Origin of the sequence: Siphonobacter curvatus (assembly GCF_002943425.1) — a bacterium.
GTDB classification, from domain to species: domain Bacteria; phylum Bacteroidota; class Bacteroidia; order Cytophagales; family Spirosomataceae; genus Siphonobacter; species Siphonobacter curvatus.
Window position 1 is genome coordinate 301616 of the sequence record NZ_PTRA01000006.1, and the last position, 23875, is coordinate 325490.

Sequence of the window (23875 nt, forward strand, 5' to 3'; positions counted from 1 at the left end):
CATTCAGTTAAAGGGCTTTCCTCCGGCTTCGACGCAGGCGGAAGCCGTAGCCCAGTAATAAAACCAGCAGTCCGCCAAAAAACAGCAGGGCCAGTGGCCAGTAAAAATACGCCATCGCAATCAAAGCCAGGGTAGCCAGACCCAGGGCAATTGCCGGGAAATACGGATACAAGGGAGCCCGAAACGGACGGTTCAGTCTGGGTTCGGTCCGGCGAAGCTGAAACAGAGCCAGCATACTGATGATATAGACCACCACGGCTCCAATGGTTGAAAGAATGACAAGCTTACTGGTATCCAGCACCAGTAGAGCAGTCATCCCCAACACAGCCCCCACGAGTAACGCAACGTATGGTACCCGACGTCGGGAACTGACCAAGGCCAGAGAAGCGGGCAGGTATTCCTCACGGGCCAGGGCGAAGAGTTGTCGCGAATAACTAATGATGATGCCGTGAAAGGAAGCAATCAGCCCAAACAGGCCGACGCTGGCAAAAAGCTTCGTCAAGGGATTTTCCCGTCCTAGAATCAAGGCAATGGACTCGGGTAGCGGATAATCGATGGTGCTCAGGTTTTCCCAATGCGTCACGCCGCCTATACTGATCATAACGCCTAAAGCCAGCAACGCAAGTGTCAACAAAGCGGAAATGTATCCTCGAGCTAAGGCCCGATTGGTATCTTTCACTTCTTCGGCCACCATGGCAATACCTTCCAGACAAACAAACAGCCAGATCGCGAATGGTAAAGCCGCAAATACGCCCGCCCAGCCATACGGAAACGGACGATACAGGAACGTTTGCAGGTCGAAATGCGGCAGTACGACCCCCAGAAACACGAGCAGTTCGGCAATGGCGAGGAGCGTCATAATCAGCGAAAACCAAGCCGCTTCCTCAACCCCCAGCAAATTGATCGCTGTGAACAAAGCGTACGAAGCCAGCGAGGCCGGAATGACGGCAATACCAGGATAAAGAAAGTGAACGTAACTACCCAGAGCCAGAGCAATGGCGGGCGTCGCGAACAGGAATTCGATAAGGGTAGCGTATCCGGCAATGATGGCTCCCCAGGGGCCAAAGGCCTTAAGAGCGTAGGCAAAAGGCCCACCGGCCTGCGGAATGGCCGTGGTGAGTTCGGTAAAGCTAAAAATGAAGGTCACGTACAGCAACGTGATAAGAAGCGTAGCCAGCAGCAGGCCCAGCGTTCCGGCCACGCCCCAGCCGTAATTCCAGCCAAAGTATTCGCCCGAGATGACCAGTCCCACGCCAATGGCCCAGACGTGTACAGCCGTCAGAGCTTTCTTTAATTCTGCCATGTTCAATAGGATTAAGGGAAGAAAAGGGAAGATAGGTTTTTCTGGACAAAAGCGGAAGGGATTGGGCAAGGAATCCCTGAGTCTTTGCTCGATACGTAACCATTCAAAGCATTGGCGGCACGAACGCAGGGCATCAGGTGCGGAAGTACAAAGCTGAATCTGTAATCAGACGGGTACGAAAACCAATCTTAATGATTCGGTAACAATTCCTTTGTTTACAAATAATAAACACTGTTTACTATTGTATTCGTAACCCAATCACTCTAAACATGGCAATCAAGTTAGTAGTATTTGATATGGCGGGAACGACCGTCTACGATGAAAACCACGTAAGTCAGGCCTTGCAAAAGGCCTTGCAGAAACACGGCTTTTCGTTTTCGCTGGAAAGCATTAATCCCCTAATGGGCTATAAAAAGCCCCTGGCGATCCGGATGTTATTGAACGAAGCAGGAGCCGAGATTACGGATACGCTGATCGATCAGATTCACGAAGATTTTGTGCGGGACATGCTAACCTTTTACCAGACGTCGACCGACCTGCGAGCCCTGCCCGACGTCGAAGAAACCTTCCTCCGACTTCGGCAGGCTGGGATCAAAGTGGGTTTGGATACGGGTTTCTCCCGGGATATTGCCGAAGTGATTGTGCAGCGTCTCGACTGGCAGGATGCCATTGATCACCTCGTAGCCAGCGACGAAGTTGCCAATGGCCGTCCGTACCCGGACATGATTTACCAGACCATGCAAACCCTGGGCATCACGCACACCGAAGAAGTAGCCAAAGTCGGCGATACGGAAGTCGACATGAACGAGGGCCGAAATGCGGGTTGCCGGTACGTCGTTGGCGTGACAACGGGGACGTTTACGCGGGAGGAACTTCTCCAGTACGAGCCCACCCATACGGTTGATTCGGTGGCTGAGGTGGTAGACATTGTTCTGGCCTGATACTCCTGGTATGACTACCCTATCGCGTAAGCGGGTAACCCCTTCCTGGCTGGTTTCACTGGTGGCCGGACTAGCCGCCTTTGGGACGTACAGCTGCATGTACGCTTTCCGGAAAGCTTTTACGGCGGGTACTTACAGCACGTTACAGCTGGGTCCGCTGGATTATAAAGTCTGGTTGATTCTGGCTCAGATGCTGGGGTACACGTTGAGTAAATTTTACGGAATCCGGTTTCTGGCCCAGCGTCGGCCGCAACAACGCATCCCTACCCTGATTGCGTTGCTGAGTATGGCCGGGCTGGCGTTGCTGGGTTTTGCCCTGTGTCCCGTGCCGTATAACATCGTATTTCTGTTTTTGAACGGACTGCCCCTGGGCATGATCTGGGGTCTAGTTTTTTCTTTTCTGGAAGGCCGACGGCATACGGAACTCATGGGGGCCGTCATGGCGATCAGTTTGATTTTTGCTTCGGGACTGGTGAAAACGGTGGGACTTCTACTCATTCGCTGGGGAGGAATATCGGAATTCTGGATGCCCTTTCTGACTGGACTGGTCTTCAGTGTACCGTTGGCGGGATGTCTTTACGTATTGTCGCAGATTCCGGCCCCGAGTGCCGAAGACAAACGTCTGCGGACCGAACGGCGACCCATGAACCGAACCCAACGCCGTTTGTTCATTCGGCAATTCCTACCCGGTATTGTTTTGACGGTTCTGGTCTACACGCTGCTTACAGTGGCTCGGGACATCCGCGACAATTTTGAAGTAGAAATCTGGCAACGATTAGGTTACGGCAATCAGCCCGGCATTTATACGCAGGTAGACGGCCCCGTGGCGTTGAGCGTACTGCTGTTACTGAGCTTACTGATTCTGGTTCGGAATAACCTGAAAGCCTTTTCCCTGATCCATCTGATGATCATCGGGGCTTGTCTCTTAATGGGTTTTGCTACCCTGGCCTACAACGCCGGACAGCTAAGCGGTCTCCACTGGATGGCCCTGAGTGGGCTGGGTCTGTACCTGGCGTATGTGCCCTACAACGCTATTTTCTTCGAACGCATGCTGGCCACTTTTCGGGAAAAGGGCAATGTCGCCTTCGTGATGTCCCTGGCCGATTCGTTTGGGTATCTGGGCAGCGTGGGCGTGCTTTGCCTGAAAGAATTCAGTCAGGAGGGCCTTTCCTGGGGCCAGTTTTACAACCAGATTTTACTTTTCGTAGCCTTAAGTGGAGCCGTACTGGCTCTGGCTTCGCTCTACTATTTCCGTAAAAAACATTCGATACCTTCCGTTTCTTATCCAGCACTGGTTCATGACTAAATCTGCAATTATAATTGGAGCCGGCATCGTTGGTCTGGCTACCGCCCGGGCTCTGGCTCTTCGGGGTTATCAGGTAAGCGTTTTTGATCGCAGCGAACGGGCCGTCGGGGCTTCCATCCGCAATTTTGGTATGATCTGGCCCATTGGTCAACCCGAAGGAGCCTTGTACGAACGGGCACTCCGTTCGCGAAGCATCTGGACGGAGGTATTGCAGCGGTCCGGTTGCTGGTACAGTCAGCAGGGAAGCCTGCACATGGCCTATCACGCGGACGAATGGACAATATTGCAGGAATTTAAAGAAGCCAGTCAGCCGACCCGCCCGCTGGCCTTACTGTCGCCCGAACAAACCCGCGAACGTTCATCCGTCGTACGGCCTGCGGGACTATTGGGTTCCTTATACTCCGCCGATGAAATGATTGTCGATCCCCGGCAGGCCATCGGTAGCATTCCATCCTATCTGGCCGAACAGTATGGCGTAACTTTTCACTGGAATACGGCCATCAGTCAGATTACGTACCCCAGCGTCTGGTCCGGCAAACGGCAATGGTCTGCCGACGAAATTTACGTGTGCAGCGGCGTTGATTTCGAAACCCTGTACCCGGAAGCCTTTGCCGAAGCCCCCATTACCAAGTGTAAAGTACAAATGCTGCGGCTCGAAGCTCAAAACGGGGACATCGGTCCTTCCCTGTGCGGGGGCCTATCCCTGATTCACTACAAGGGCTTTCTCAGTGCTCCTTCGCTGCCCCGGTTACTGGAACGTTACCAGCGGGAAAAAAGCGAGTATATGCAATGGGGCATTCACGTGATGGCTTCACAAAATGGGTTAGGCGAGATTACGGTAGGCGATTCGCATGAATACGGCCTGACGTTTGATCCTTTCGACCGGACGGCGGTCAATGCCCTGGTGCTCGACTATCTGCGTACCTTCACTACCTTCCTCTCCTATCAGATTCAGCAGACCTGGCACGGTATCTATCCCAAACATTCGCAAGGTAAAACTGAGTGGGTCACCTCTCCGGAGTCTGGAGTTACGGTGATCAACGGTCTGGGTGGTGCGGGCATGACGCTTTCGTTTGGATTATGTGAAGCGGTGGTGGCCGGAACCTATCAACCCCTCGAAGTGGTGCATTCCTAATACATCAAACATAAAAAGACTCCCAGGCTATTGGCTTGGGAGTCTTTTTATGTTTGATGTACCAATCCCTAGAAAAGCTACAATGGCTCGGCTAAGGGGTACTAACCAGTGAATCTCTTTTCGTACCTGAGTTACCGCTGATCAAAGAAGTACACAATCAACATCTGGCAGGATTGCCGGCCGGTATTACGGGGCAGGTGGGGTAGGCGGCCATCGAAAAACAGAGCATCCCCCGCTTCCAGGAGATACGACTGCCCGTTGATGAGGTAATCAACCTGGCCTCTCAAAATGTATTTCAGCTCAAAAGCTTCGGTTCTCACTTCTTCGCGTTGCGAATGCGGAGCCAGTTCCAGCAGCACGACATCGACGGTCGAGGCGGCCATACTCCGGGTTAAAATGCGTTGGTACTGAAAGCCGTGGGCATCTTCCTTTTCAAAGGCCTCGAAGGAATCTTTCTTCTGAACCAGTACGACCGGTTCGCTAAGTTTTAAATCTTCAAAAAATTCTCCTACTTCAATATTCAGGGATTGAATGATCTGAAATAATACCGGCAGTGAAGGAATACTACGGCCATTTTCGATCTGTGAAATCAGCCCTTTACTAACGCCTGCCCGATCGGCAAGCTCCTGTACCGTAAGGCGTTGATTGGTTCTTCGTTCTTTAATACGGCGGCTTACTTCTACTAAAAACGCTCCTTCCATAATCATCATTCAACTGGTAGACAGGTTCGAAGATAGGGCTCATTTGCTAAGCTCTACGTCATTTGCTGGCTTTTCTGGAAAACCCCGGTCAGGCATTCCGTACTAACGTTTAAAAATAAACGGGGCCTGCCCCGTGTGGAGCAGGCCCCAAGATGGGCTTATTTCAATACCCAGAGTTCATCTTTTACATTGTCCTGCGTGGCTGAACCAAACTGTCGTTGCAGAGCTTCGCGGTAATTGGTTTCGTTGTACAACCGATCCGAAACCGGATACTGCCAGCGACGGGGAATACCCCGTGTACCAATGCCAGCTCCCTGAGTAGCGAAGTTGTCGGGATAGCCCGTTCGCCGCCAATTGAAGAAGGGTTCGATACCCGAGGTCATGAACATGGCCAGGTATTTCTGATTCAGAATCTGCTTGCGGCCTTCGGTAGTGTTACCGGCATACTTCACCAGCGACTGGCCCAGGTACGCCGTCGGATCGAAGCTGATGGTAAAGGACTGTGACGTGGCTACGCCCGCATTCCGGATTTCAAAAACTACGGTGTTCGTTCCATTTTTGATGCCAAAGAAATCCATGTTGGCCAGAATGCCTTTCTGGTAGTAATCGGCGGCATCACCCGTTGCCCAGCCCAGGTTAATGGCTTCGGCAATGTTGAACGATTGCTCGGAATAACCCAGAATAACCGTTGGTTCGGGCGTGTAACCTTTGTAATAGCGATTCCGGTTGATGAAGGAGTACTCCCCATTGTTGGCTCCCGTCGACATTACATCCAGACTCAACGCCGGACTCGGAGCTATGAACGCCGCAAAATCCGTGGCTTTCACTCCTTTTTTGAGTTGAGCTTCGGCGGGTTCGGCGGTTACGAACAGACGCGGATCCTGGTAGCGTTTCAGTAGTTCCACGTGCGTCGCCGACATTTCCTGACGGGTCGCGTCGTTCCCGAAGTTATCCGGATTGATGGGATATTTGTTGTAAACGGCGTTGTACACAAACTGCAGGTTATCCGCATTACCCGTAAACAGGGGAAATTTTGTAGGATTAGCTACTACTTCAGAAAAGCGGGTTTTTACCTTCAAATCGGCATCGTCGGTACGCTTACTCAGGTTGATCAGTACGCGAAGTTTAAACGCATTAACCACTTTCTGCCAGGAATTCAGGCTGTTGTTGAGGTAAATATCACCTTTCAGGGGTAGCGTAGCCTGACCAGCGGCCTGTAAACTCCCCAAATCCGTGTTGGCTTCGTCCAGCCAGGTCAGCACCTGTAGGTAGATGTCCTTCTGCGTATCGTAGCGAGGTGTAATGTTCGCTTCTCCCTGCAGGGCGTCTTTCAGGGGTACATCGCCCACCCGCTGGGTCATCCAAAACCAGAAGTAGGCCCGGAAAAATTTACCTAGTGCAGCGTACGCATTTTTATCGGTCGAGAGGTTTTTCTTGGCCTCTTCTTCCATTTTCAGGACATTTTTCAGCGTCGTGTACCGCAAATCCGACGTCGTCCAGTCGTACTCGTTGTTGCCGTAATAGTTGTAATTGACGGTGTAATACTGATTGTACCGGGCATCCTTGTTCCAGGTCCCTTCATACATATCCATCAGGATGTCCTTCAGTACTAGATCAGCTGGTACCTGTACGGGCAGGTTGGGATTTTTTTCGAGTTCTTCGAATTTCTGGCAGCTTCCCAGGCTCAGCAGCAGTACCAGACTATAGAGTATCTTTTTCATTGCGTGATTGCTAGGAAATCCGTTAAAAAATCAGGTTGATGTTTACCCCGTACCGACGCGTAGTGGGCGTTTGCAGGCTCGATCCCCTATCTGAGTAGCTAACAAACTGCTCGACATCAAGGTCCTTCTTCTCAGCCCAGTACAGCAGGTTACGACCTACGAACGAAATGCTGGCCGATTTCACAAAACCTAAACGACCCTGTAATACCTGACTCGGGATCTGGTACCCGAATGTCACTTCGCGAAGCTTCACAAAGCTCCGGCTAATCATGTTGGCTTCGTTGGTGTTGTAGTAACGGCTGATCCAATCCTGAAGGTAGGTTTTATTGGCGTCCGACATGGGTGAGAAACTCAGCGATTCAAAGTTGGTGATGTTTCCATCCACATCGTACTGGATGTTTCCGTTAGTCAGTACCACCCCAGGACCTACCCAGGAAGCTACCCCTTTGTAATCCTGGTAGCGGGCTTCACCCATCTTTCCCTGTACCGTTTCGATATGACGACCGCCCCGGAAGGTTTGTTTCTGGATGTAATCCTCGATTACGCCCCCTACGCGACCATCGACCTGTACGTTCAGGAAGAAATTGCGGTAGTTGAATTTGTTGATGAACCCGAAAGCAAAGTCGGCATTAGTATAACCGAGGAATTGATTCACGGGATTAACCACGGGTCGTCCGCTTGCGTCATTAATGATTTGTCCTTCGCGGGTACGGGCAAAGGCCGATCCGTAATAGGCATCCAGACGGTCGCCCACTTTATAAAACTGGTTGAGTCGCGTTTGTGAACCGTAAATTTCTTTCAGGTACTCCTGAAACGTACTCCAGTTCAGCGTTACATCCCAGTTCAGACCACGGGCACTTTTCAGGGCCGTACCCGTCAGGGCGATTTCTAGACCGCGTTTCTGCGATTTAATTCCGTTGGTGGTCAGGGAAGAATACCCCGTAGCTTCGGGCAGGGTCAGGCCAAAAATACGCGGACCGTCGAGGTAGCTGAAGTACGCGACGTCCAGACCGATCCGGTTTTTGAGGAAGCGTACATCCAGACCCGCTTCAAAACTCGTCCGTGAAGAAGGTTTCAGGTTAGGATCCACCAGAGCGTTGGCATAACTGGCTGCGGCTTCGTTGTTGTACGGACGACTGATCGTATAAGCAACCGTCGTTCCGTACGAAGGTCCCTCGTAGGGTGAAGCAAAGGTCTGACCATAACCCAGGGGGTTGCTACCATCCAGGGGAGAGAACGCCGTATACACGTTCTGCTGCGTAAAGGCCTCTTTTACGTTGGCGTACGAAGCCCGCAATTTCACAAAAGAAATGGCCGCAGGAGTCCGAACATAATCCGATACTACCGTGCTCACCCCGGCTGACGGGTAGAAATATACGTTCTTGTCCGAGGGCAAGGTAGAGTTTTTATCCCAACGACCCGTCGTCGAAAGCGTTGCATAACGACCCAGGTTCACGTCGACGCTGTACAGGGCACTCAGTACCTGCATCCGGGAGTTGAAGCTGTTCGCCCGCGTGGGGTTCAGGGAGTTGTCGAAGGTATAAACGCCCGGCACACTCAGGTAATCCGTTGAAGCGTAGTTGCTGTTATACCGGAAAAAACGTCCCGAAAAACCACCCACAGCCCGCAGGCTGATGCCATGAGCAAAGGTTTTGTTATAGTTCAGCAATACGTCGGTATTGTTTTCCAATAAGGAACGGCGGTCTTCGCGGTAATCTCCCTTCGCTTGCTCCCGTCCGTACGTGGTGGCCGAATACGGCATTTTTTCATTCCGGAACAATTCGTAACCTGTCACCTGCGTACGAGCCTGTAGTTCCAGGTTTTTCAGCAGATCGAATTTCATCAGGGCGTAGCCATTGTACGTATTGTTGTAGTGCCCCCGCAACCATTCTTTTGCCACAAACCAGGGGTTGTTGTAGCGTTGGTATTCGGCGTAAATCTGCTGGATACCTTCCTTGCCGGGCTGCCAGAGTTGCTTCATGTCATCGACATTCCAGTCAGCTCCCGCCCAAATCACGGTGTTATAAATCAGGGAGTTCGGACCGTAATTTACATCCGGGTAATTGGCCGAAGCCTGACGACTGAAGTTAAAATTCGACTCAAAACGAACGCGGTCGGAAATGTTCTGACCCAGCGTTGCACTGAAGGTAGTACTATTCAGACTGGTATTCGGCACCATACCTTTCTGGTACTGATTGGTGATCCCGAAACGTAAATCCGTTTTACCGGAAGTTGCCGAAATGGCTACACTGTTGGTAGACAGGACGCCCGGACGCAGAAAACGCTTCAGGTTGTCTTTACCGCGAGCCACCCAGGGCGTAGGGATTCGCTTGCCGGTTTGCGGATCGATGGGGCTGTCGTACTGGGCAATCAGCTGACCTTCGAATTTAGGTCCCCAGACGTCGTAATCGCCGTCGTTGAGTCCACCACCGCGACCATCGACGAAGGAATAGGTTCCTTTGTTTCCCGGACCGTACTCATCCTGTACTTTAGGAATGGCCAGAAAACCGTTTTCCGTCATCGTACTCGAATTGACTTCTACGGAAAACCCACGTTTGTCTTTCGAGCCTTTTTTGGTAGTAATGATGATGACGCCGTTCGTCGCCCGTGATCCGTACAGGGCTGAACCCGAGGGGCCTTTAATCACGTCATAGGACTCAATATCATCGGGATTGATGTTGTAGGTATCGGATACAATGGGTACCCCGTCTACCACGAACAAAGGGCGGCCACCCCGCAACAGTACCTGCGGAGCCCGCAGTAATTCCGCACTAGCACCGATGTTCAGACCGGCCACTTTCCCCACCAGAGCGTTTACGGGGTTCGGTTCGCGGGCCTTCACCAGATCCTGGGCTTTAATCGTTTGCGTAGCGTAGGAAAGGTCCCGTTTCGCCTTAGTAATACCTAGCGAGGTAACCACTACTTCTTCCAGCAATCGCTGATCAGTAGCCAGTAATACGTCGATTTGAGTCCGGCTACTAATGGCTTCTTCCTGCGTCGTATAACCGACAAAGGTGAAAATCAAGGTTTCGCTGCTCGCTGGGACTGCCAGACGATAGGTACCGTCGGCGTTGGTGGTTGTCCCCTGATTTGAATTTTTAACCCGTACGGCCACACCAGCCAGGGGCTGCTGGTCATCCTGGCCGCGTACGGTTCCGCTAAGCGTTCGGTCCTGAGCCTGGGAAGTCAGGGAAAAAAGTACCATCCATAAAGCGGTCAGCAACGAAAGATAACCCAATGATCGCTGCGGCTTCGGTAAAAGCTGTTTCATGAGGAGTTTGTTTGGAACAAATGTTCGGTAATCTCCCCGCAAAGGTCAGTGGCAGCTTTTAGCTAATGTTGAAGGCAGTATGAACGAATTATTAATATAAGTATTCAATTGTTAAGAATATGTAAACGAAGGCTTTAAGCCAATAAATCTGCTGCTCTTTACGACTACTAACGTCCCAATTCTTCCTCAATAAGTTGTAATAACTGCGGCAGCTTTTCGTGATCATTATTGCAGAGTACAATCACGGTCTTGTCGGCCTCGATGTACCGAATAATTTCATTCTTGTAACCGGGATTGTCTCCGCTATGGCGAACCACTTTACCCAAGTGTGGATGCTGTTGAATCTTCCAGCCAAATCCGTAATTAGAGAGTGAATCGTTGCTCAGACGAACGGGCGAAAAGGCTTCCTGCAAGGTGGCGGGACTGACCAGTTCCGTGGTATACAAAGCCCGATCCCAGCGGAGCAAATCGTTGGTCGTCGCACTCATTCGGCCCGGCCCTTTGCGATTGCCCAGCCAGATGGCGTAGTTGAACTGAGGAAACGAATCCGCCCGAACGTATTGCTTCTTTTCCGGAACGTACAAATGACCCCAGGCCATCCGCTCCATAGCCTTTTTTTCGGGCAATGATCGAATGTCAGTATCCTTCATTCCCAGCGGTCGGTAGATACGGGAGCGGGAAAATGCGATGAAATCCTCTCCGGAAACCTTCTCCACAATACTTGCCAGGAGCATATAGCCAGTGTTGCTGTATTCGTAGCGACTACCGGGCTCAAACTGGCGTTCGGGATGGTATTGAATCAAATACGCGATATTATCCGCATTGCCTGCTACCTTACTCTTGTCCCAGTGCTGGTCCATCACTTCCTGGTAATCGGGCAACCCCGAGGTATGATTCAGCAAATGCCGGATGGTTACGCCGGGGTACGGCAAACCCGGCAAATAGTTTTCGATGGGGTCGTCATACTGTAGTTTGCCTGCTTCTTTCAGCAAAAGAATCGTCATGGCGGTGAACTGCTTGGAAAGCGAGGCGAGTTCAAAGACCGACGCTGTCGTCATGGGTTGACGGGTGTCAAAATTCTGGTACCCGAAAGCCCGATGGTACACAGGTTTCCCTTTTTCGGCGATCAGCACTACACCACTAAAATCCGGAGCCGTTTGGAAAAAGGCGTCCAGCGGTTGATCGACGCCGGCCGTTTGCATTCGTTTCTGACAAGAACTAAACAGGAAACTAAGCGACAAAAAGGTAAGCAGGATTTTCATAGGGAAGAGCGGATTCAGTTTTCCAAAGTACGCATTTTCTGGATTTCTTCCGCTAATGTGGCAACCTACTGTACTAGATTTAGTATGCGTCCACACTTCGTATTGGCTCTTTTCCCGGCGGTAAACGTACGTAATTCTGTGCTAGTTCTTCCGGGAAATGTGTTAGTCGCCCCCCGTAGCAGCCCGGTACCTTTGTCCTATCCAAACAACGCAAAAACAAGTAAGATCATGGCAAAGACTATTTTTATTACCGGAGCCTCACGTGGATTTGGCAAACTGTGGGCCGAAGCATTTTTAAAACGGGGCGACAAAGTAGCCGCCACTTCCCGTAACATCAGCGGTCTGCAGGACCTGGCCGATCAGTATGGCAGTAACTTTCTTCCTATTGCCCTCGACATTACCAATCGTGAGCAAAGCTTTGCAGCGGTCAATCAGGCCAAAGACCATTTCGGCAGCCTCGATGTAGTCATCAATAATGCGGGTTACGGGCTATTGGGTGCCGTGGAAGAGGTGAATGAAGCCGAAACCAAGGCCGTGTTTGAAGCCAACGTCTTTGGTACACTCTGGGTAACGCAAGCCGCTTTGCCCATTTTCCGGGCCCAAAATAGCGGTCATATCATTCAGCTTTCCAGCGTACTGGGCGTGTGGTCGTTGCCTACGCTGGGTATTTATAATGCGACCAAATTTGCGGTCGAAGGATTCAGCGAGGCATTGGCTAGTGAAGTACAGCCCTTTGGAATTCACGTGACGCTAGTTGAACCCAATGGGTATACGACCGATTTTGGCGGAGCTTCCGCCGTGCAAAGTCAGGGAATTCCAGCTTATCAGGCTTTGAAGGCTGGTTTGGGCCAGTTAGAAGGCCTTACTGCCGATGATTACGGCAAACCCGAAGCAACGGTGGCGGCGATTACGAAACTGGTAGACAGCGAAAATCCTCCCCTGCGACTATTCCTGGGAAAAATTGGTTACGCTAAAACGCAACGCATATATGCCGAGAAACTGGAAACTTGGAAATCCTGGAATGAAGTAGCCGTTGAAGCCCATGGCTAATCAACCCGTATAGCCTCAACGCGGGGCTATACCTTTTTCACGGCTGGTATTTATTGATTTGCTCAGGTAATCGTCAGCATTTCGGAGACTTGGCAATGTATAGTTCAGAAAAACAACTATACATTGCCAGCGAATTCTGGTTGTTTGCCTTCGGTATAGGATTTACCTCAAATTTCACACTAGCTAACTGACCATTAAAGGCATATCTTGATGCTATGAAACATTTTAAGACCCTGAGTGACTTGCACCGGGCGAATGGCTGGCCTCCGCCAGAACATCCGCTACTGAGTCTGGCGAATTGCAACCGGGATTGTCCGCTGGGCGACCGGGAGTTTACCAGCGATGCGTACCTGATTGGCTTCAAAAAGTTAAAAGCGGGAGTGATTCGGTACGGACGCACGCAGTACGATCACAGCAATGGGTCGATGATGTTCGTCAAGCCCCGGCAGATTATTGAAATGCGGGATCTGGAGCTTGAAGAAAAAGGCTTTATGATCTTTATTCACGAAGATTTTCTGAATGGACATGAGTTGCATCATACGATCCAGAAGTACGGTTTCTTTGATTACGAGGTCAACGAAGCCCTGCACCTTTCACCCAAGGAAGAAGAACTCATCTGGAGCCTGCACGAAAAGATCGGTACCGAATACACCAATAATCCGGACGAGTACAGCCGGGAAATTATGCTGAGCCACCTGGCTTCCATTCTGATGTACGCTCAGCGGTTTTATAAACGGCAGTTCATCAACCGGACGGAGCTTTCGGGAATAATGATCTCTAAATTCAACCGGGTCTTGACCCAATATCTGGAAGCGGGGACTTTGCAGGAAAAGGGGCTTCCCTCGGTCAACGCCCTGGCAGATACCCTAAACGTTTCTCCGCGTTACCTGAGTGATTTGCTCAAGCAGGAAACGGGCAAAACCGCCATGGACTTGATCCACCTCTTTCTGATTTCTGAAGCGAAAAACCGCTTGCTGGCCGAGGATCAGAACATTGCTTCCGTGGCCTATCAGTTAGGTTTCGAAAACGTTTCGTACTTCACCCGGCTTTTTAAGAAACAGGTGGGTTTGAAGCCTTTTGAGTTTAAGAAAATGAACTTGAATTAAGGGCAGTGGGCAAGCTGTAAGGGATGTCCCCCATGAGCGTACGGTCACTGTCTTATTTACCAAATTACTTTTCTACTTGACCTCTAACAAACGCAGATCCTATGTCCTTCCAAGCGTATCTTGACAATATCAAAGCCAAAACGGGTAAGTCTCCGGAAGATTTTAAGAAGCTTGCCAAAGCGAAAAACTTCATCCTAAACGGTACCCTTAATCCCGCTGTCAAAGCCACCGCTATCACGAATTGGCTGAAGGAAGAATTTGAGCTGGGACACGGCCACGCCATGGCGATTTATGCGACGTTTAAGGGGAAGACCGAGTGATCGCTTTATGAAGATTCCTACTGGGTAAGCGTACGGGTCAGATGACGGATTCTGTACCTGCGATGTCCGTACAAAAGCGGGTTCGCAAAGCGTTTTGTTCTGTATCGCTATACTGGTTTTAGACCTTCGTATCTTCTTGTCGTGTAGATGAAAGATCCAAGCGTCCGTTGAAAGGGTCGATTTTAATTCAGGCCAAGTCTATTAATCAGGCCTGGATGTGCTGAAAATGCCGTATTTTACACGATCATTTTCCCATGTAAAGCATCCTTAACCAGACCCCTTTCCCATGAACGCTTGGAGTACATTTGTGCTTTCAACTGTATTGACGGGTACGGTGTGGGCTCAGCAAACCCCTTCCCTATCGGCCCAGGATTACGCCCGGGCCGAGCGTATGCTGGCCTCCACCACACAGCAGTACATTGATCATACCGCCAGTCGACCCGTATGGTTGGTAAAAGACCGCTTCGTTTACCGCACCCTTACGCCCCAAGGCAGTGAATTCATTCTGGTCGATCCAGCCAAGGCGACGCGTTTACCAGCGTTCAATCATCAGAAAGTCGCGGAGGCGTTGTCTTCCGCCACGGGCAAAACGTATACGGCCCAACGATTGCCGTTTCAGGAAGTAACGTTCACGCCCGACGAAAAAGCGATTCTGTTTGCGTCCGGTGGTAAATCCTGGCAATACGATCTAACCAGCGGTCAGCTTACCCCCGCGAAAGAGAAGGCGAAAGCCCGCCGTAATGAGTCCCTTTCCCCCGATGGCAAAAAAGCGGCATTCATTAAAGATTACAACCTCTGGGTACGGGATCTGGCGACGAATCAGCTTACCCAGCTGACGACCGATGGCGTCAAAGATTTTGGTTACGCCACCGATAACGCGGGCTGGAAACACAGCGACCGGGCCATCCTGCTCTGGTCCCCCGATTCCAAAAAAATCGCCACCTTTCAGCAAGACGAACGCAAGGTGGGTGAAATGTACTTAGCCACCACCAACGTAGGTCATCCCACGCTGGAACAGTGGAAATATCCACTCCCCGGTGATAGTACCGTAGCAATGCTACACCGCGTCGTCATCGAGGTTGAAAATCCGAAAGTCATTCGCTTACAGGTAGCCCCGGATCCGCACCGCTCTACGCTAGGCGACGACATTTCATCCATGGGTAAACTCAGTGATGTGGCCTGGAATGACGATGCTACGCAACTGCTTTTCGTGTCCACCTCCCGCGATCACAAGCAGGAAAAAATTCGCCTGGCCGATGCAACGACGGGACAGGTTCGGGAAATTTTCCAGGAAACGTCTGCTACGCAGTTTGAGTCCGGCCACGAAGGCATCAGCTGGCGGTACTTACCCAAAACTAACGAAATCATCTGGTACTCCGAGCGGGACGACTGGGGCCATCTGTACCTCTACGATGCCACCAGCGGACAGCTCAAACAGCAGATTACCAAAGGCGAATGGCTGGTGACCGATGTACTGAGTGTGGATGAGAAAAACCGGGTCATCTATTTCATGGCCAATGGCAAAGAACCCGGCAATCCGTACTATTCGCACCTCTATAAAATCGGTCTGGATGGCAAGAAGCTGACGTTACTCACGCCCGAACGGGGTAAACACCTGACGACCCTCTCGCCTTCGGGAGCTTATTTGGTCGATACGTATTCAGAACCAGATGTACCTCCAATTATGGTACTTCGTTCAAATACGGGTAAGCTCGTAGCAACGCTGGAAAAAACGGACCTAAGCCGCCTGCAGGCAACGGGCTGGAAACCGCCCATTCCTTTCTCCGTCAAAGCACACGACGGCAAAACGGATGTGTACGGACTTCTGTACACCCCAACCAAGCTCGATTCCACGAAAAAATATCCGGTTATTGATTACATCTATCCCGGCCCTCAGGGCGGTAGTGTACGGAACTTCTCGTTTACGGCTTCGCGACGGGATAATCAAGCTCTGGCCGAGTTAGGTTTTATTGTGGTAGAACTCGAAGGTACCAGCAATCCGCTACGGTCCAAGCGTTTCCACGATATGAGCTACGGTAACATGGCCGATAACACGTTGCCCGATCAGATTGCAGCCATCAAACAGCTTGCGGCGGTGCGTACCTACATGGATACCAGCCGCGTAGGCATTTGGGGGCATTCGGGCGGTGGCTTTGCTACGGCTTGTGCGATGTTTGTATACCCCGACTTCTTTAAGGTGGGTATTTCCGAATCGGGGAATCACGACAATCGGAACTACGAAGACGACTGGGGCGAGCGGTACATTGGTTTGGAGACCAAGAACGCCAAAGGCGTTTCGAACTACGAAGCTCAGGCGAATCAGGTTCACGCCAAAAACCTCAAAGGTAAACTGATGCTGGCCCACGGCATGATGGACGACAACGTTCCACCCTACAATACTCTGCTGGTGGTGGAAGCCCTGGAAAAAGCCAACAAAGATTATGATCTGGTGATTTTTCCCAACAGCCGTCACGGCTTTGGGGCCTATACGAATTACATGATGCGGCGGCGTTGGGACTATTTCGTGCAGCATTTGCTGGGCCTGAATCCTCCCAAAGAGTACCTTATCAAAAATGGTACGGACCCCAGAAATGTAGATTAAGCGTTCGAAATTAAACAAAATACCCGCTGGATAGTCTGGCGGGTATTTTGTTTATACGTACCCCAAAGTCAGGCTAGCTTTTTGTCTAACTTATTATTTTTCAGAAGAATACCAGGGTACGTTTCTTCTTTGGACCTCTTACTATTAATGAAAATTTAAAGGCTTTAATTAAAGAAAAATATAATTATACAGACAATCGATAGGATAATTTAGCGTACTTTATAGCTTTAATCGACCGCACCTATGGAACCTATCTCCGACGATACACTCTGGCATTTGCTCCGACAGGGCGATCGTTCGGCCTTTGCTCAACTTTACGAGCGATACTATTCCATCTTGTACAGCTACGGTTATAAACTCTTCCCTCAAGTAACCTTGGTAGAAGATGCCGTTCAGGATTTGTTCATTGATCTTTGGCGAATGCGGGAGAATCTTTCAGCGGCCGATTCGGTGAAATTTTATCTGTTCAGATCGCTTCGTCGCAGTATTCATCGTTTGTCCGAAAAGGAAAAAAATCAGCTGCCTTTTACTTTTGATGCGGTAGAACCAGCAATGGAAGCCTCTTGGATCGATCACGAACAGGAAGCCCTGCTGATCCGGAGGCTGACCGCTTTGCTTCAAAATTTGCCCACCCGGCAACGGGAAGTCATTACGCTTCGGTACTACGAAAACTTCAAAACCGAAGAAATTGCTCTGATCATGGGTATTACGGAAAAAGCAGTCCGCAATACGCTTTACAAAGCCCTTACCCAACTCCGGGGCCATCTGCCCGTCATGACGGCACTGATGAGCCTAATGGCTGGTTTATTACTAGTTTTCTGGGCTTACTAAAAAAATTTCTGTTTTCGAGGGGACACTTGGCTAGCGGGCTGCTCTTGGTTATTGAACGAAGGAAAACCGATCCTGCGTTGTTCGATCCGGCCTATGCCTAGCTACGCTACCTTTACTGCTGAAGCATTTATTGAAGACGACTTTTTTCGCCAAAGTATTCAGTCGCCCACGGCTGAAACGGATGCGTTTTGGCAGGAATTTCTCCGGAATCATCCCGAACAAAAGCAGGCCATCCATTCGGCCCGTGCTTTTTTGACAGCACTCGACCAAACGCAGACGCGACCTAGTGCCGAACAGGGTGAGCGGATGTGGCAAGTCATCCAGCAGCAAACGCAACCAGAAGCGTATCCGGTGCAAATTTCTGTATCGCACCGCCGTAATTACGTGTGGTGGGCCGCTGCCGTAATTTTAGTATGTGTAAGCTTGGGCGGACTTTGGTACAGTCGTACGCAGACTCCAACTTCGGAGCAACTCAGCAATAACAGAAGTACCGAACGTTCGGCCTGGATTCATCGAATCAATACGACTCAACAGTTGATGACAGTACAACTCAACGATGGCAGTACGGTCATGCTTTCGCCCCAAAGCCAGATTCGGTATCCGCGTCGCTTTGCTTCGGAGAAGCGGGAAGTGTATTTAACGGGTGAGGGCTTCTTTAAAGTCGCTAAAAATCCGAATCAGCCGTTTTATGTATTTGCTAAAAATTTGATTACCAAAGTCGTCGGCACCAGTTTTCGGATTACAGCCCCGCCGCAAAATCAGAACGTGCAGGTAACGGTTCGTAGTGGAAAAGTAGCCGTGTACGCACTTCACAGTTCAGACCATCCGCTTTTCTTAACGGCCAATCAGCAGGTGTACTTTGATACGAGTAGTCAGCAACTGACCAAGAGCGTCGTTCGGGCACCGATGTTACTCAAATCGCCGGAGGGGACGCAATCCTTCGTATTTGAAGAAACGCCCATAGCTCAGGTCTTCCATACACTGGAGACTTCTTACGGAGTAACCATTACCTATAATACCGATCTGTTGAATCATTGCCGACTAACGGCTCCGCTGGGCAACGAACCCTTTTTTAAGAAACTGGATCTGATCTGTCAGACGCTCGGGGCTACCTACGAAGTCTGGGGGAATCAGATCATTATTACGGCCAAAGGCTGTTGAATGAACTCTCTTTATTACTCCTTGTTGAACGCTCTAAACAAAACCTAATGATGCTATTTCACTCCTGGCTTACAACCACTTAATCGGAATCCGTTCTTATTAAACTCCGACTCTGCTAAGTCCGCACTCGTTCGATTCTTGGCCCTTCCTTACCGGCAGGTGCCTGTGATCAGTATGCCTTTCTCGATAACCATTAAACCTCTATTCCGCATGAATAATCGTTGGACTCTCTTTTTGTATCAGTGCCTCAAGCGTACCGGGCTGCCTTTACTGCTGCTGGTGACTTTCGCCGGTATTTCGCTGGCTCGCAGCGGTTTGGCTCAGGAAGTACTGCATCAGCCCGTATCTTTAAACGTCGAAAACCAGGACCTGAAGGCAGTTTTGAATGAACTATCCCGGGCGGCTCGAATCAAGTTTACCTACGTACCTCAGGTGATTGCGGTTGAAAACAAAGTAACGCTGAAAGCCAAGCACGAACGCCTCGACGTGGTACTCGATCGCCTGCTTACGCCGCTGCACATTAGCTACCAGGTTTCTGGTCAGTATATTGTGCTACGGAAGCAGACGCCCCAGTCCTCTACATCCAATCCAAACCAGCCTTTTGAAACTACGGCCGACCGGACGATCACGGGAACCGTAACCGATGAAAAGGGGGAAGCCATTCCGGGCGTGAGTGTACTGCTGAAAGGTACCCAGCGGGGAACCGTAACCGATCCGCAGGGCAGCTTCCGACTGGCTGTACCAGATGAATCGGCGGTACTGCTGTTTAGCTTCGTGGGTTATAAATCGCAGGAAATTCCCGTGGGTTCTCAAACCCAACTAAGCGTACAGTTGCTCAATGACGAAACCTCCCTTTCGGAAGTAGTCGTGGTTGGGTACGGAACCGTTCGGCGGGCGGATGTGACGGCAGCCATTGCTTCTGTACCCATGAATGAGCTGAAAGACATGCCCGTTTCCAACGCAGCGACGGCCTTACAGGGCAAAATTGCGGGCGTGATCGTCCAGCAGAACAACGGAACACCTGGCAGTACGCCCGCCATCAAAGTTCGCGGCTTCGGCTCCATTTCGGCGGGTAATACGCCCCTGATCGTAGTCGATGGCAACATTGTAGATCCTAACGTGTTTAGTCTGCTCAATAGCAATGACATCGAAAGCATCGACGTACTTAAAGACGCGTCTTCGGCTGCTATCTACGGTTCAAAAGGGTCCAACGGGGTTATTCTGGTGACCACTAAAGGGGGAAAAGTTGGTAAAACCCGATTGAATCTGGACGTCTTCACGGGGGTTCAGGAAGTAACGAAAAAGCTGGACGTGTTAACCTCCCAGCAATTTGCCGAATTTGGCAAGGAAGCCTCCAACAATGCCTACCTCGACAATGTGCCCGGAGCCTCAATCAATGACCCCAATCCAGCCCGACCTTCTTCGTACTTACGCTACCGTTATCCCCGCGGTGAAATATTCCCCTGGCTCAACTTTGATGATCCGGCTGCTGTGGCGGCCTTGCCGGATTACCGCTACCAGGATCTGATTTTCCGAAAGGCCCGCATCAGCAATTACCAGCTCAGTGTGTCGGGGGGTACGGACAAAGTGCGGTATCTGGTGAGTGGCGGCTACTTGAGTCAGGACGGCATCATCAAGAAATCAAGCCTGGATCGCTATACCATTCGGGCGAATGTGGACGTCAGCGTAACGCCCAAACTAAAGGTAGGCTTAACCCTGAACCCTTCGTACAAGAGCCAGCAGGAAGTACAGTCGAACGGTCACTGGGCCGATAACGGGATCATCAACTCCGCCCTGTCAGCCATGCCCTTTGCTCCGATTTATGCAGCAGATGGCATCACCTACTCCTCGCAGACGGCCCTGGCTGCTCCTTACAACTATCCCGGAATTACCAATCCGGTGGCCAATATTAATGAGTACAATAGTCGCTATACCCAGACTAACCTGCTCGGAAATTCCTACCTGGAATACGCCTTTCTGAAGGATCTGAAGTACCGGGCCTCGGCGAACCTTACGTATTCAGGATACCGTCGCAACGCCTACCGTACCTCGCGTATTCCCCTGAATCAGCTACTGCCGCCCAACCTGGCCGTGGGTACCATTGCCTCGGATCAAAGCATCAGCTGGCTGTTCAACCAGATTGTCAACTACAACAAAACGTTCCGGGAAGTACACAGTCTGGACCTACTGGTAGGGATGGAATCAACGCGACTGAACTACGAAAACAGCGACGGTTCGGCGAGTGCCTACGCGAATGATCTGGTCGAAACGCTGAACGCCAGTGCGGGCGGAGCCACGTCTCGGGTGAGTTCTAGTGCCCGGCAGAATGCTTCGATTTCCTACTTTGCTCGCGTCAACTATAGTTACATGGGCAAGTACCTGGCCAACGTGTCGGTGCGTCGCGATGGTTCGTCCATTTTTGGTTCGCAAAATCGCTGGGGAACGTTTCCGGCGGCTTCGCTGGCCTGGCGGATCAACCAGGAAAATTTCCTCAAGAACGTCTCGCAGCTTTCGGAAGCCAAGCTTCGCCTGAGTTACGGTCTTTCTGGAAACAACGCCTTCAACAATTTCTACCCGTACGTGGCTACGCTGAACTCGGACAATTATTCCTTCAACAATAACCTGGTGAATGGGCTGGTTCCGGCTTCGCTGGCCAATACGCAGCTAGGCTGGGAGAAAAACCAGCAGTTGGACGCCGGACTGGATCTGGGTATCTTCTCGAACCGGATTTATCTGGTGGTGGACTACTACCAGCGTATCACCCGCGATCTGCTGCTTTCCGTAAACGTACCCTCCGTGTCCGGTTTTACGACGGCTACCAAGAACATCGGCAAGATGGAAAACAAGGGCTGGGAATTTGGGCTGAATACCCGGAATTTAACGGGAAGCCTGACCTGGAATACCAGTGCCAACGTTTCCTTTAACCGAAATAAAGTACTGGCTCTCGGGCCCACGGGTGACCCCATTAAAAGCTCCAGCGGCATCGGCGAAACCAACATTACGCAGATCGGGTCTCCCATTGGCAGCTTCTATGGCTACCGACAAATCGGTATCTTCAACAATCAGGCCGATCTGGACGCCTATCCCCACGATGCAACGTCCCGGCCCGGCGACGTGAAGTATGAAGATGTAAACAAGGACGGGAAAATCACGGCGGATGACCGTACCCTGATCGGCAACAACCAGCCCGACTTCATTTACAGCCTGACCAACACTTTTAGTTACAAAGGCTTTGACCTGAGTATTGCCTTGCAGGGAACGCAGGGCGGTCAGGTACTGAACCTGAGTCGGCGGTTTTTTGAAAACCTGGAAGGCAATGCGAACCAGATTACGACGGTCCTCTCCCGCTGGCGTTCACCAAATGATCCCGGTAATGGCTTGACGCCCCGGGCCAATGCCCGTACCACGGGGAATAACAACGCCGTATCCTCCCGCTGGGTGGAGGATGGTTCGTACCTCCGCATCCAAAACGTGAGTATCGGCTATCAGTTACCCAAACCCTGGCTCGACCGGATTGGTCTGGAACAGGCTCGTCTGTACGTTTCGGGTCAGAACCTGCACACCTGGACCAAGTACCTCAACTACAACCCTGAAGTGAGCAACTACGAAGGACCGCTCACGGGTGGGGTCGATTACGGCTACTACCCATTGGCTCGTACGGTTACGATCGGCCTTAACCTTGGTTTTTAACGGATCTCTCAAACCGACCTTATGAAAGCATCGCTTGTTTATACTACGCTGGCTCTTGGTTTATTAGCTACTTCCTGCCAGAATTCTTTTATCGATTTACAACCCATTTCCTCGGCTAGCACCGATAATTTTTACCGGACCGCCGAAGATTTTCGTATCGCGGTTAACGGTGCCTATGCTTCTCTGCAAATGGGTGGCATTACGGGCAACAGTTACGTATTTGGCGAGGTAGCTTCGGACAATACGGTACCGCCCGCTTCGGGTTCCGTCACGGATCAGGATGAGTTCGATCGTTTTTACATCCGTACAACCAATCCTTTCATCAATGGCCGCTGGAATGACAGTTACAACGCCATTGCCCGGTACAATACCATTCTTGATCGCATCAACGCTGTCAGTATGGACGAGTCGCTGAAGGGTCGCTACATCGCCGAGGTAAAAGCCTTACGGGCTCACGTGTACTTCAATCTGGTTCGGACGTTCGGCGATGTACCGCTGGTACTCAAATCGATGACTACGCCGGATGAAGGCTATGCCTATGGCCGTTCGCCTCGAACCGAAGTGTACGCCCAGATTGAAAAAGACCTGAGCGAAGCCGAAGGCGTATTACCCGTTTCGTACGCGGCTGCCGACCTGGGTCGGGTTACCCGGGGAGCCGCCAAAGCACTTCTGGGAAAGGTCTATCTGACGCAGCGGAAGTACGCACCAGCGGCGTCTAAACTGAAAGAAGTGATCGATTTGAATGTCTATGACCTCCTACCTTCGTATGCCGATGTGTTTAAGGTGAGTAATAAGAACAACAAAGAGTCCGTCTTCGATGTGCAGTATAAATCGGGCGGAGCCGGAGAGGGTAATCCCTGGCCCAATGACTTTGCTCCGGAAAACTCTGGTAATGCGGTCATTGCCTTTGGCGGTTCGGGAAATAACCAGCCCTCGGCCGATCTGATTGCCGCTTACGAAGCGGGTGATGTCCGGAAAGACGTATCGCTGGCGACTTCTTACGTAAACGCCAGCGGTCAGACTATTCCGGCAAACTTTGTCAAAAAGTATTACGACGTACCCGTTACCCGCGGCGATAATGGCAACAACATCCCGCTGATTCGTTACGCCGACGTTTTGTTAATGTACGCGGAGGCTCTGAACGAGGTTTCCTACCAGCCCGAAGCCCTCACCTATCTCAATCGGATTCGTACGCGGGCCGGATTAAAAGCTAAAACCACCGCTGATGTTCCCGATCAGGCGGCCTTCCGGCTGGCCATTGAACAGGAGCGACGCGTAGAACTGGCCTTTGAAGGGCACCGCTGGTTTGATTTGGTACGGACAGGACGGGCCATTTCGGTGATCAACAGTAAGAAAGATCAAATTCGACTGGTGAATACGCTGACGGAAAACAATCTCGTTTTTCCGGTTCCGCAGGCTCAGATTGACATCAATCGCGACAAAATCAAACAAAATCCGGGGTATTAATTAAATAG

Annotated in this window: 16 protein-coding genes; 11 read left to right on the plus strand and 5 right to left on the minus strand. The window is 51.0% G+C overall.

The annotated features are described in order from the left end of the window. Nucleotides 1–7: 7 nt before the first annotated feature. Complete coding sequence (gene eat, locus C5O19_RS22720; RefSeq protein ID WP_104715681.1) at nucleotides 8–1303, minus strand: ethanolamine permease; 1296 nt, start codon at nucleotides 1301–1303, stop codon at nucleotides 8–10. A 269-nt stretch (nucleotides 1304–1572) separates the two neighbouring features. Here eat and C5O19_RS22725 point away from each other — a divergent pair, with 269 nt between their 5' ends. From C5O19_RS22725 to C5O19_RS22735, 3 genes are read left to right on the plus strand one after another with little or no spacing between them, the layout of a single operon-like run. After that, on the plus strand, nucleotides 1573–2244 hold the full coding sequence (locus C5O19_RS22725) for an HAD-IA family hydrolase (protein WP_104715682.1): 672 nt from the start codon (nucleotides 1573–1575) through the stop codon (nucleotides 2242–2244). 10 nt (nucleotides 2245–2254) lie between these two features. Then, a complete protein-coding gene (locus C5O19_RS22730; RefSeq protein WP_104715683.1) occupies nucleotides 2255–3550 on the plus strand; it encodes a DUF5690 family protein in 1296 nt (431 codons plus the stop codon). Next, on the plus strand, nucleotides 3543–4685 hold the full coding sequence (locus tag C5O19_RS22735; RefSeq protein ID WP_104715684.1) for a TIGR03364 family FAD-dependent oxidoreductase: 1143 nt from the start codon (nucleotides 3543–3545) through the stop codon (nucleotides 4683–4685). Before C5O19_RS22730 ends, C5O19_RS22735 begins: the two co-directional genes overlap by 8 nt. A gap of 131 nt (nucleotides 4686–4816) precedes the next feature. Here the strand turns inward: C5O19_RS22735 and C5O19_RS22740 are convergent, their stop codons facing one another. The 4 genes from C5O19_RS22740 to C5O19_RS22755 form a co-directional block, all read right to left on the minus strand. After that, the gene (locus C5O19_RS22740; protein WP_243406482.1) at nucleotides 4817–5395 is read right to left on the minus strand and encodes a helix-turn-helix domain-containing protein; all 579 of its coding nucleotides are present in this window, start codon (nucleotides 5393–5395) and stop codon (nucleotides 4817–4819) included. 149 nt (nucleotides 5396–5544) lie between these two features. Next, nucleotides 5545–7107, minus strand: a complete 1563-nt coding sequence (locus C5O19_RS22745; RefSeq protein WP_104715685.1) for a SusD/RagB family nutrient-binding outer membrane lipoprotein — start codon at nucleotides 7105–7107, stop codon at nucleotides 5545–5547. Nucleotides 7108–7129: 22 nt separating this feature from the next. After that, the gene (locus C5O19_RS22750; RefSeq protein ID WP_104715686.1) at nucleotides 7130–10378 is read right to left on the minus strand and encodes a SusC/RagA family TonB-linked outer membrane protein; all 3249 of its coding nucleotides are present in this window, start codon (nucleotides 10376–10378) and stop codon (nucleotides 7130–7132) included. Between the two features lie 167 nt (nucleotides 10379–10545). Beyond that, on the minus strand, nucleotides 10546–11640 hold the full coding sequence (locus C5O19_RS22755; RefSeq protein ID WP_243406483.1) for a serine hydrolase domain-containing protein: 1095 nt from the start codon (nucleotides 11638–11640) through the stop codon (nucleotides 10546–10548). A gap of 228 nt (nucleotides 11641–11868) precedes the next feature. On the opposite strand from C5O19_RS22755, the gene C5O19_RS22760 reads away from it, so the two are divergent. From C5O19_RS22760 to C5O19_RS22795, 8 genes are all read left to right on the plus strand, one after another. Then, nucleotides 11869–12690, plus strand: coding sequence for an SDR family NAD(P)-dependent oxidoreductase (locus C5O19_RS22760; protein WP_104715687.1), 822 nt, complete (start codon nucleotides 11869–11871; stop codon nucleotides 12688–12690). A gap of 215 nt (nucleotides 12691–12905) precedes the next feature. Further along, nucleotides 12906–13796: a helix-turn-helix domain-containing protein gene (locus tag C5O19_RS22765; RefSeq protein ID WP_104715688.1), complete on the plus strand. Its 891-nt coding sequence runs from the start codon at nucleotides 12906–12908 to the stop codon at nucleotides 13794–13796. 101 nt (nucleotides 13797–13897) lie between these two features. Beyond that, nucleotides 13898–14116 (plus strand): DUF4287 domain-containing protein, encoded by a 219-nt coding sequence (locus C5O19_RS22770; protein WP_104715689.1) that lies wholly within the window; start codon nucleotides 13898–13900, stop codon nucleotides 14114–14116. Nucleotides 14117–14402: 286 nt separating this feature from the next. Next, nucleotides 14403–16718 (plus strand): S9 family peptidase, encoded by a 2316-nt coding sequence (locus tag C5O19_RS22775; protein ID WP_207766523.1) that lies wholly within the window; start codon nucleotides 14403–14405, stop codon nucleotides 16716–16718. A gap of 243 nt (nucleotides 16719–16961) precedes the next feature. Then, nucleotides 16962–17549 carry an RNA polymerase sigma factor gene (locus C5O19_RS22780; RefSeq protein WP_104715690.1) on the plus strand — a complete coding sequence of 196 codons (588 nt, stop codon included), beginning with the start codon at nucleotides 16962–16964 and terminating at the stop codon, nucleotides 17547–17549. A gap of 93 nt (nucleotides 17550–17642) precedes the next feature. Next, the gene (locus C5O19_RS22785) at nucleotides 17643–18710 is read left to right on the plus strand and encodes a FecR family protein (RefSeq protein ID WP_104715691.1); all 1068 of its coding nucleotides are present in this window, start codon (nucleotides 17643–17645) and stop codon (nucleotides 18708–18710) included. Nucleotides 18711–18920: 210 nt separating this feature from the next. Continuing rightward, nucleotides 18921–22400: a SusC/RagA family TonB-linked outer membrane protein gene (locus tag C5O19_RS22790; RefSeq protein ID WP_104715692.1), complete on the plus strand. Its 3480-nt coding sequence runs from the start codon at nucleotides 18921–18923 to the stop codon at nucleotides 22398–22400. Nucleotides 22401–22421: 21 nt separating this feature from the next. Next, nucleotides 22422–23867 carry a RagB/SusD family nutrient uptake outer membrane protein gene (locus tag C5O19_RS22795; RefSeq protein ID WP_104715693.1) on the plus strand — a complete coding sequence of 482 codons (1446 nt, stop codon included), beginning with the start codon at nucleotides 22422–22424 and terminating at the stop codon, nucleotides 23865–23867. Nucleotides 23868–23875 lie beyond the last annotated feature (8 nt).

Bases quoted from the DNA above. Each gene is read 5' to 3' on its own strand.
- C5O19_RS22750 (WP_104715686.1), bottom strand. From the start codon at position 10,378: ATGAAACAGCTTTTACCGAAGCCGCAGCGATCATTGGGTTATCTTTCG.
- C5O19_RS22730 (WP_104715683.1), top strand. From the start codon at position 2,255: ATGACTACCCTATCGCGTAAGCGGGTAACCCCTTCCTGGCTGGTTTCA.
- C5O19_RS22755 (WP_243406483.1), bottom strand. From the start codon at position 11,640: ATGAAAATCCTGCTTACCTTTTTGTCGCTTAGTTTCCTGTTTAGTTCT.
- C5O19_RS22735 (WP_104715684.1), top strand. From the start codon at position 3,543: ATGACTAAATCTGCAATTATAATTGGAGCCGGCATCGTTGGTCTGGCT.
- C5O19_RS22795 (WP_104715693.1), top strand. From the start codon at position 22,422: ATGAAAGCATCGCTTGTTTATACTACGCTGGCTCTTGGTTTATTAGCT.
- C5O19_RS22760 (WP_104715687.1), top strand. From the start codon at position 11,869: ATGGCAAAGACTATTTTTATTACCGGAGCCTCACGTGGATTTGGCAAA.
- C5O19_RS22770 (WP_104715689.1), top strand. From the start codon at position 13,898: ATGTCCTTCCAAGCGTATCTTGACAATATCAAAGCCAAAACGGGTAAG.
- C5O19_RS22745 (WP_104715685.1), bottom strand. From the start codon at position 7,107: ATGAAAAAGATACTCTATAGTCTGGTACTGCTGCTGAGCCTGGGAAGC.
- eat (WP_104715681.1), bottom strand. From the start codon at position 1,303: ATGGCAGAATTAAAGAAAGCTCTGACGGCTGTACACGTCTGGGCCATT.
- C5O19_RS22785 (WP_104715691.1), top strand. From the start codon at position 17,643: ATGCCTAGCTACGCTACCTTTACTGCTGAAGCATTTATTGAAGACGAC.
- C5O19_RS22775 (WP_207766523.1), top strand. From the start codon at position 14,403: ATGAACGCTTGGAGTACATTTGTGCTTTCAACTGTATTGACGGGTACG.
- C5O19_RS22765 (WP_104715688.1), top strand. From the start codon at position 12,906: ATGAAACATTTTAAGACCCTGAGTGACTTGCACCGGGCGAATGGCTGG.
- C5O19_RS22725 (WP_104715682.1), top strand. From the start codon at position 1,573: ATGGCAATCAAGTTAGTAGTATTTGATATGGCGGGAACGACCGTCTAC.
- C5O19_RS22780 (WP_104715690.1), top strand. From the start codon at position 16,962: ATGGAACCTATCTCCGACGATACACTCTGGCATTTGCTCCGACAGGGC.
- C5O19_RS22790 (WP_104715692.1), top strand. From the start codon at position 18,921: ATGAATAATCGTTGGACTCTCTTTTTGTATCAGTGCCTCAAGCGTACC.
- C5O19_RS22740 (WP_243406482.1), bottom strand. From the start codon at position 5,395: ATGATGATTATGGAAGGAGCGTTTTTAGTAGAAGTAAGCCGCCGTATT.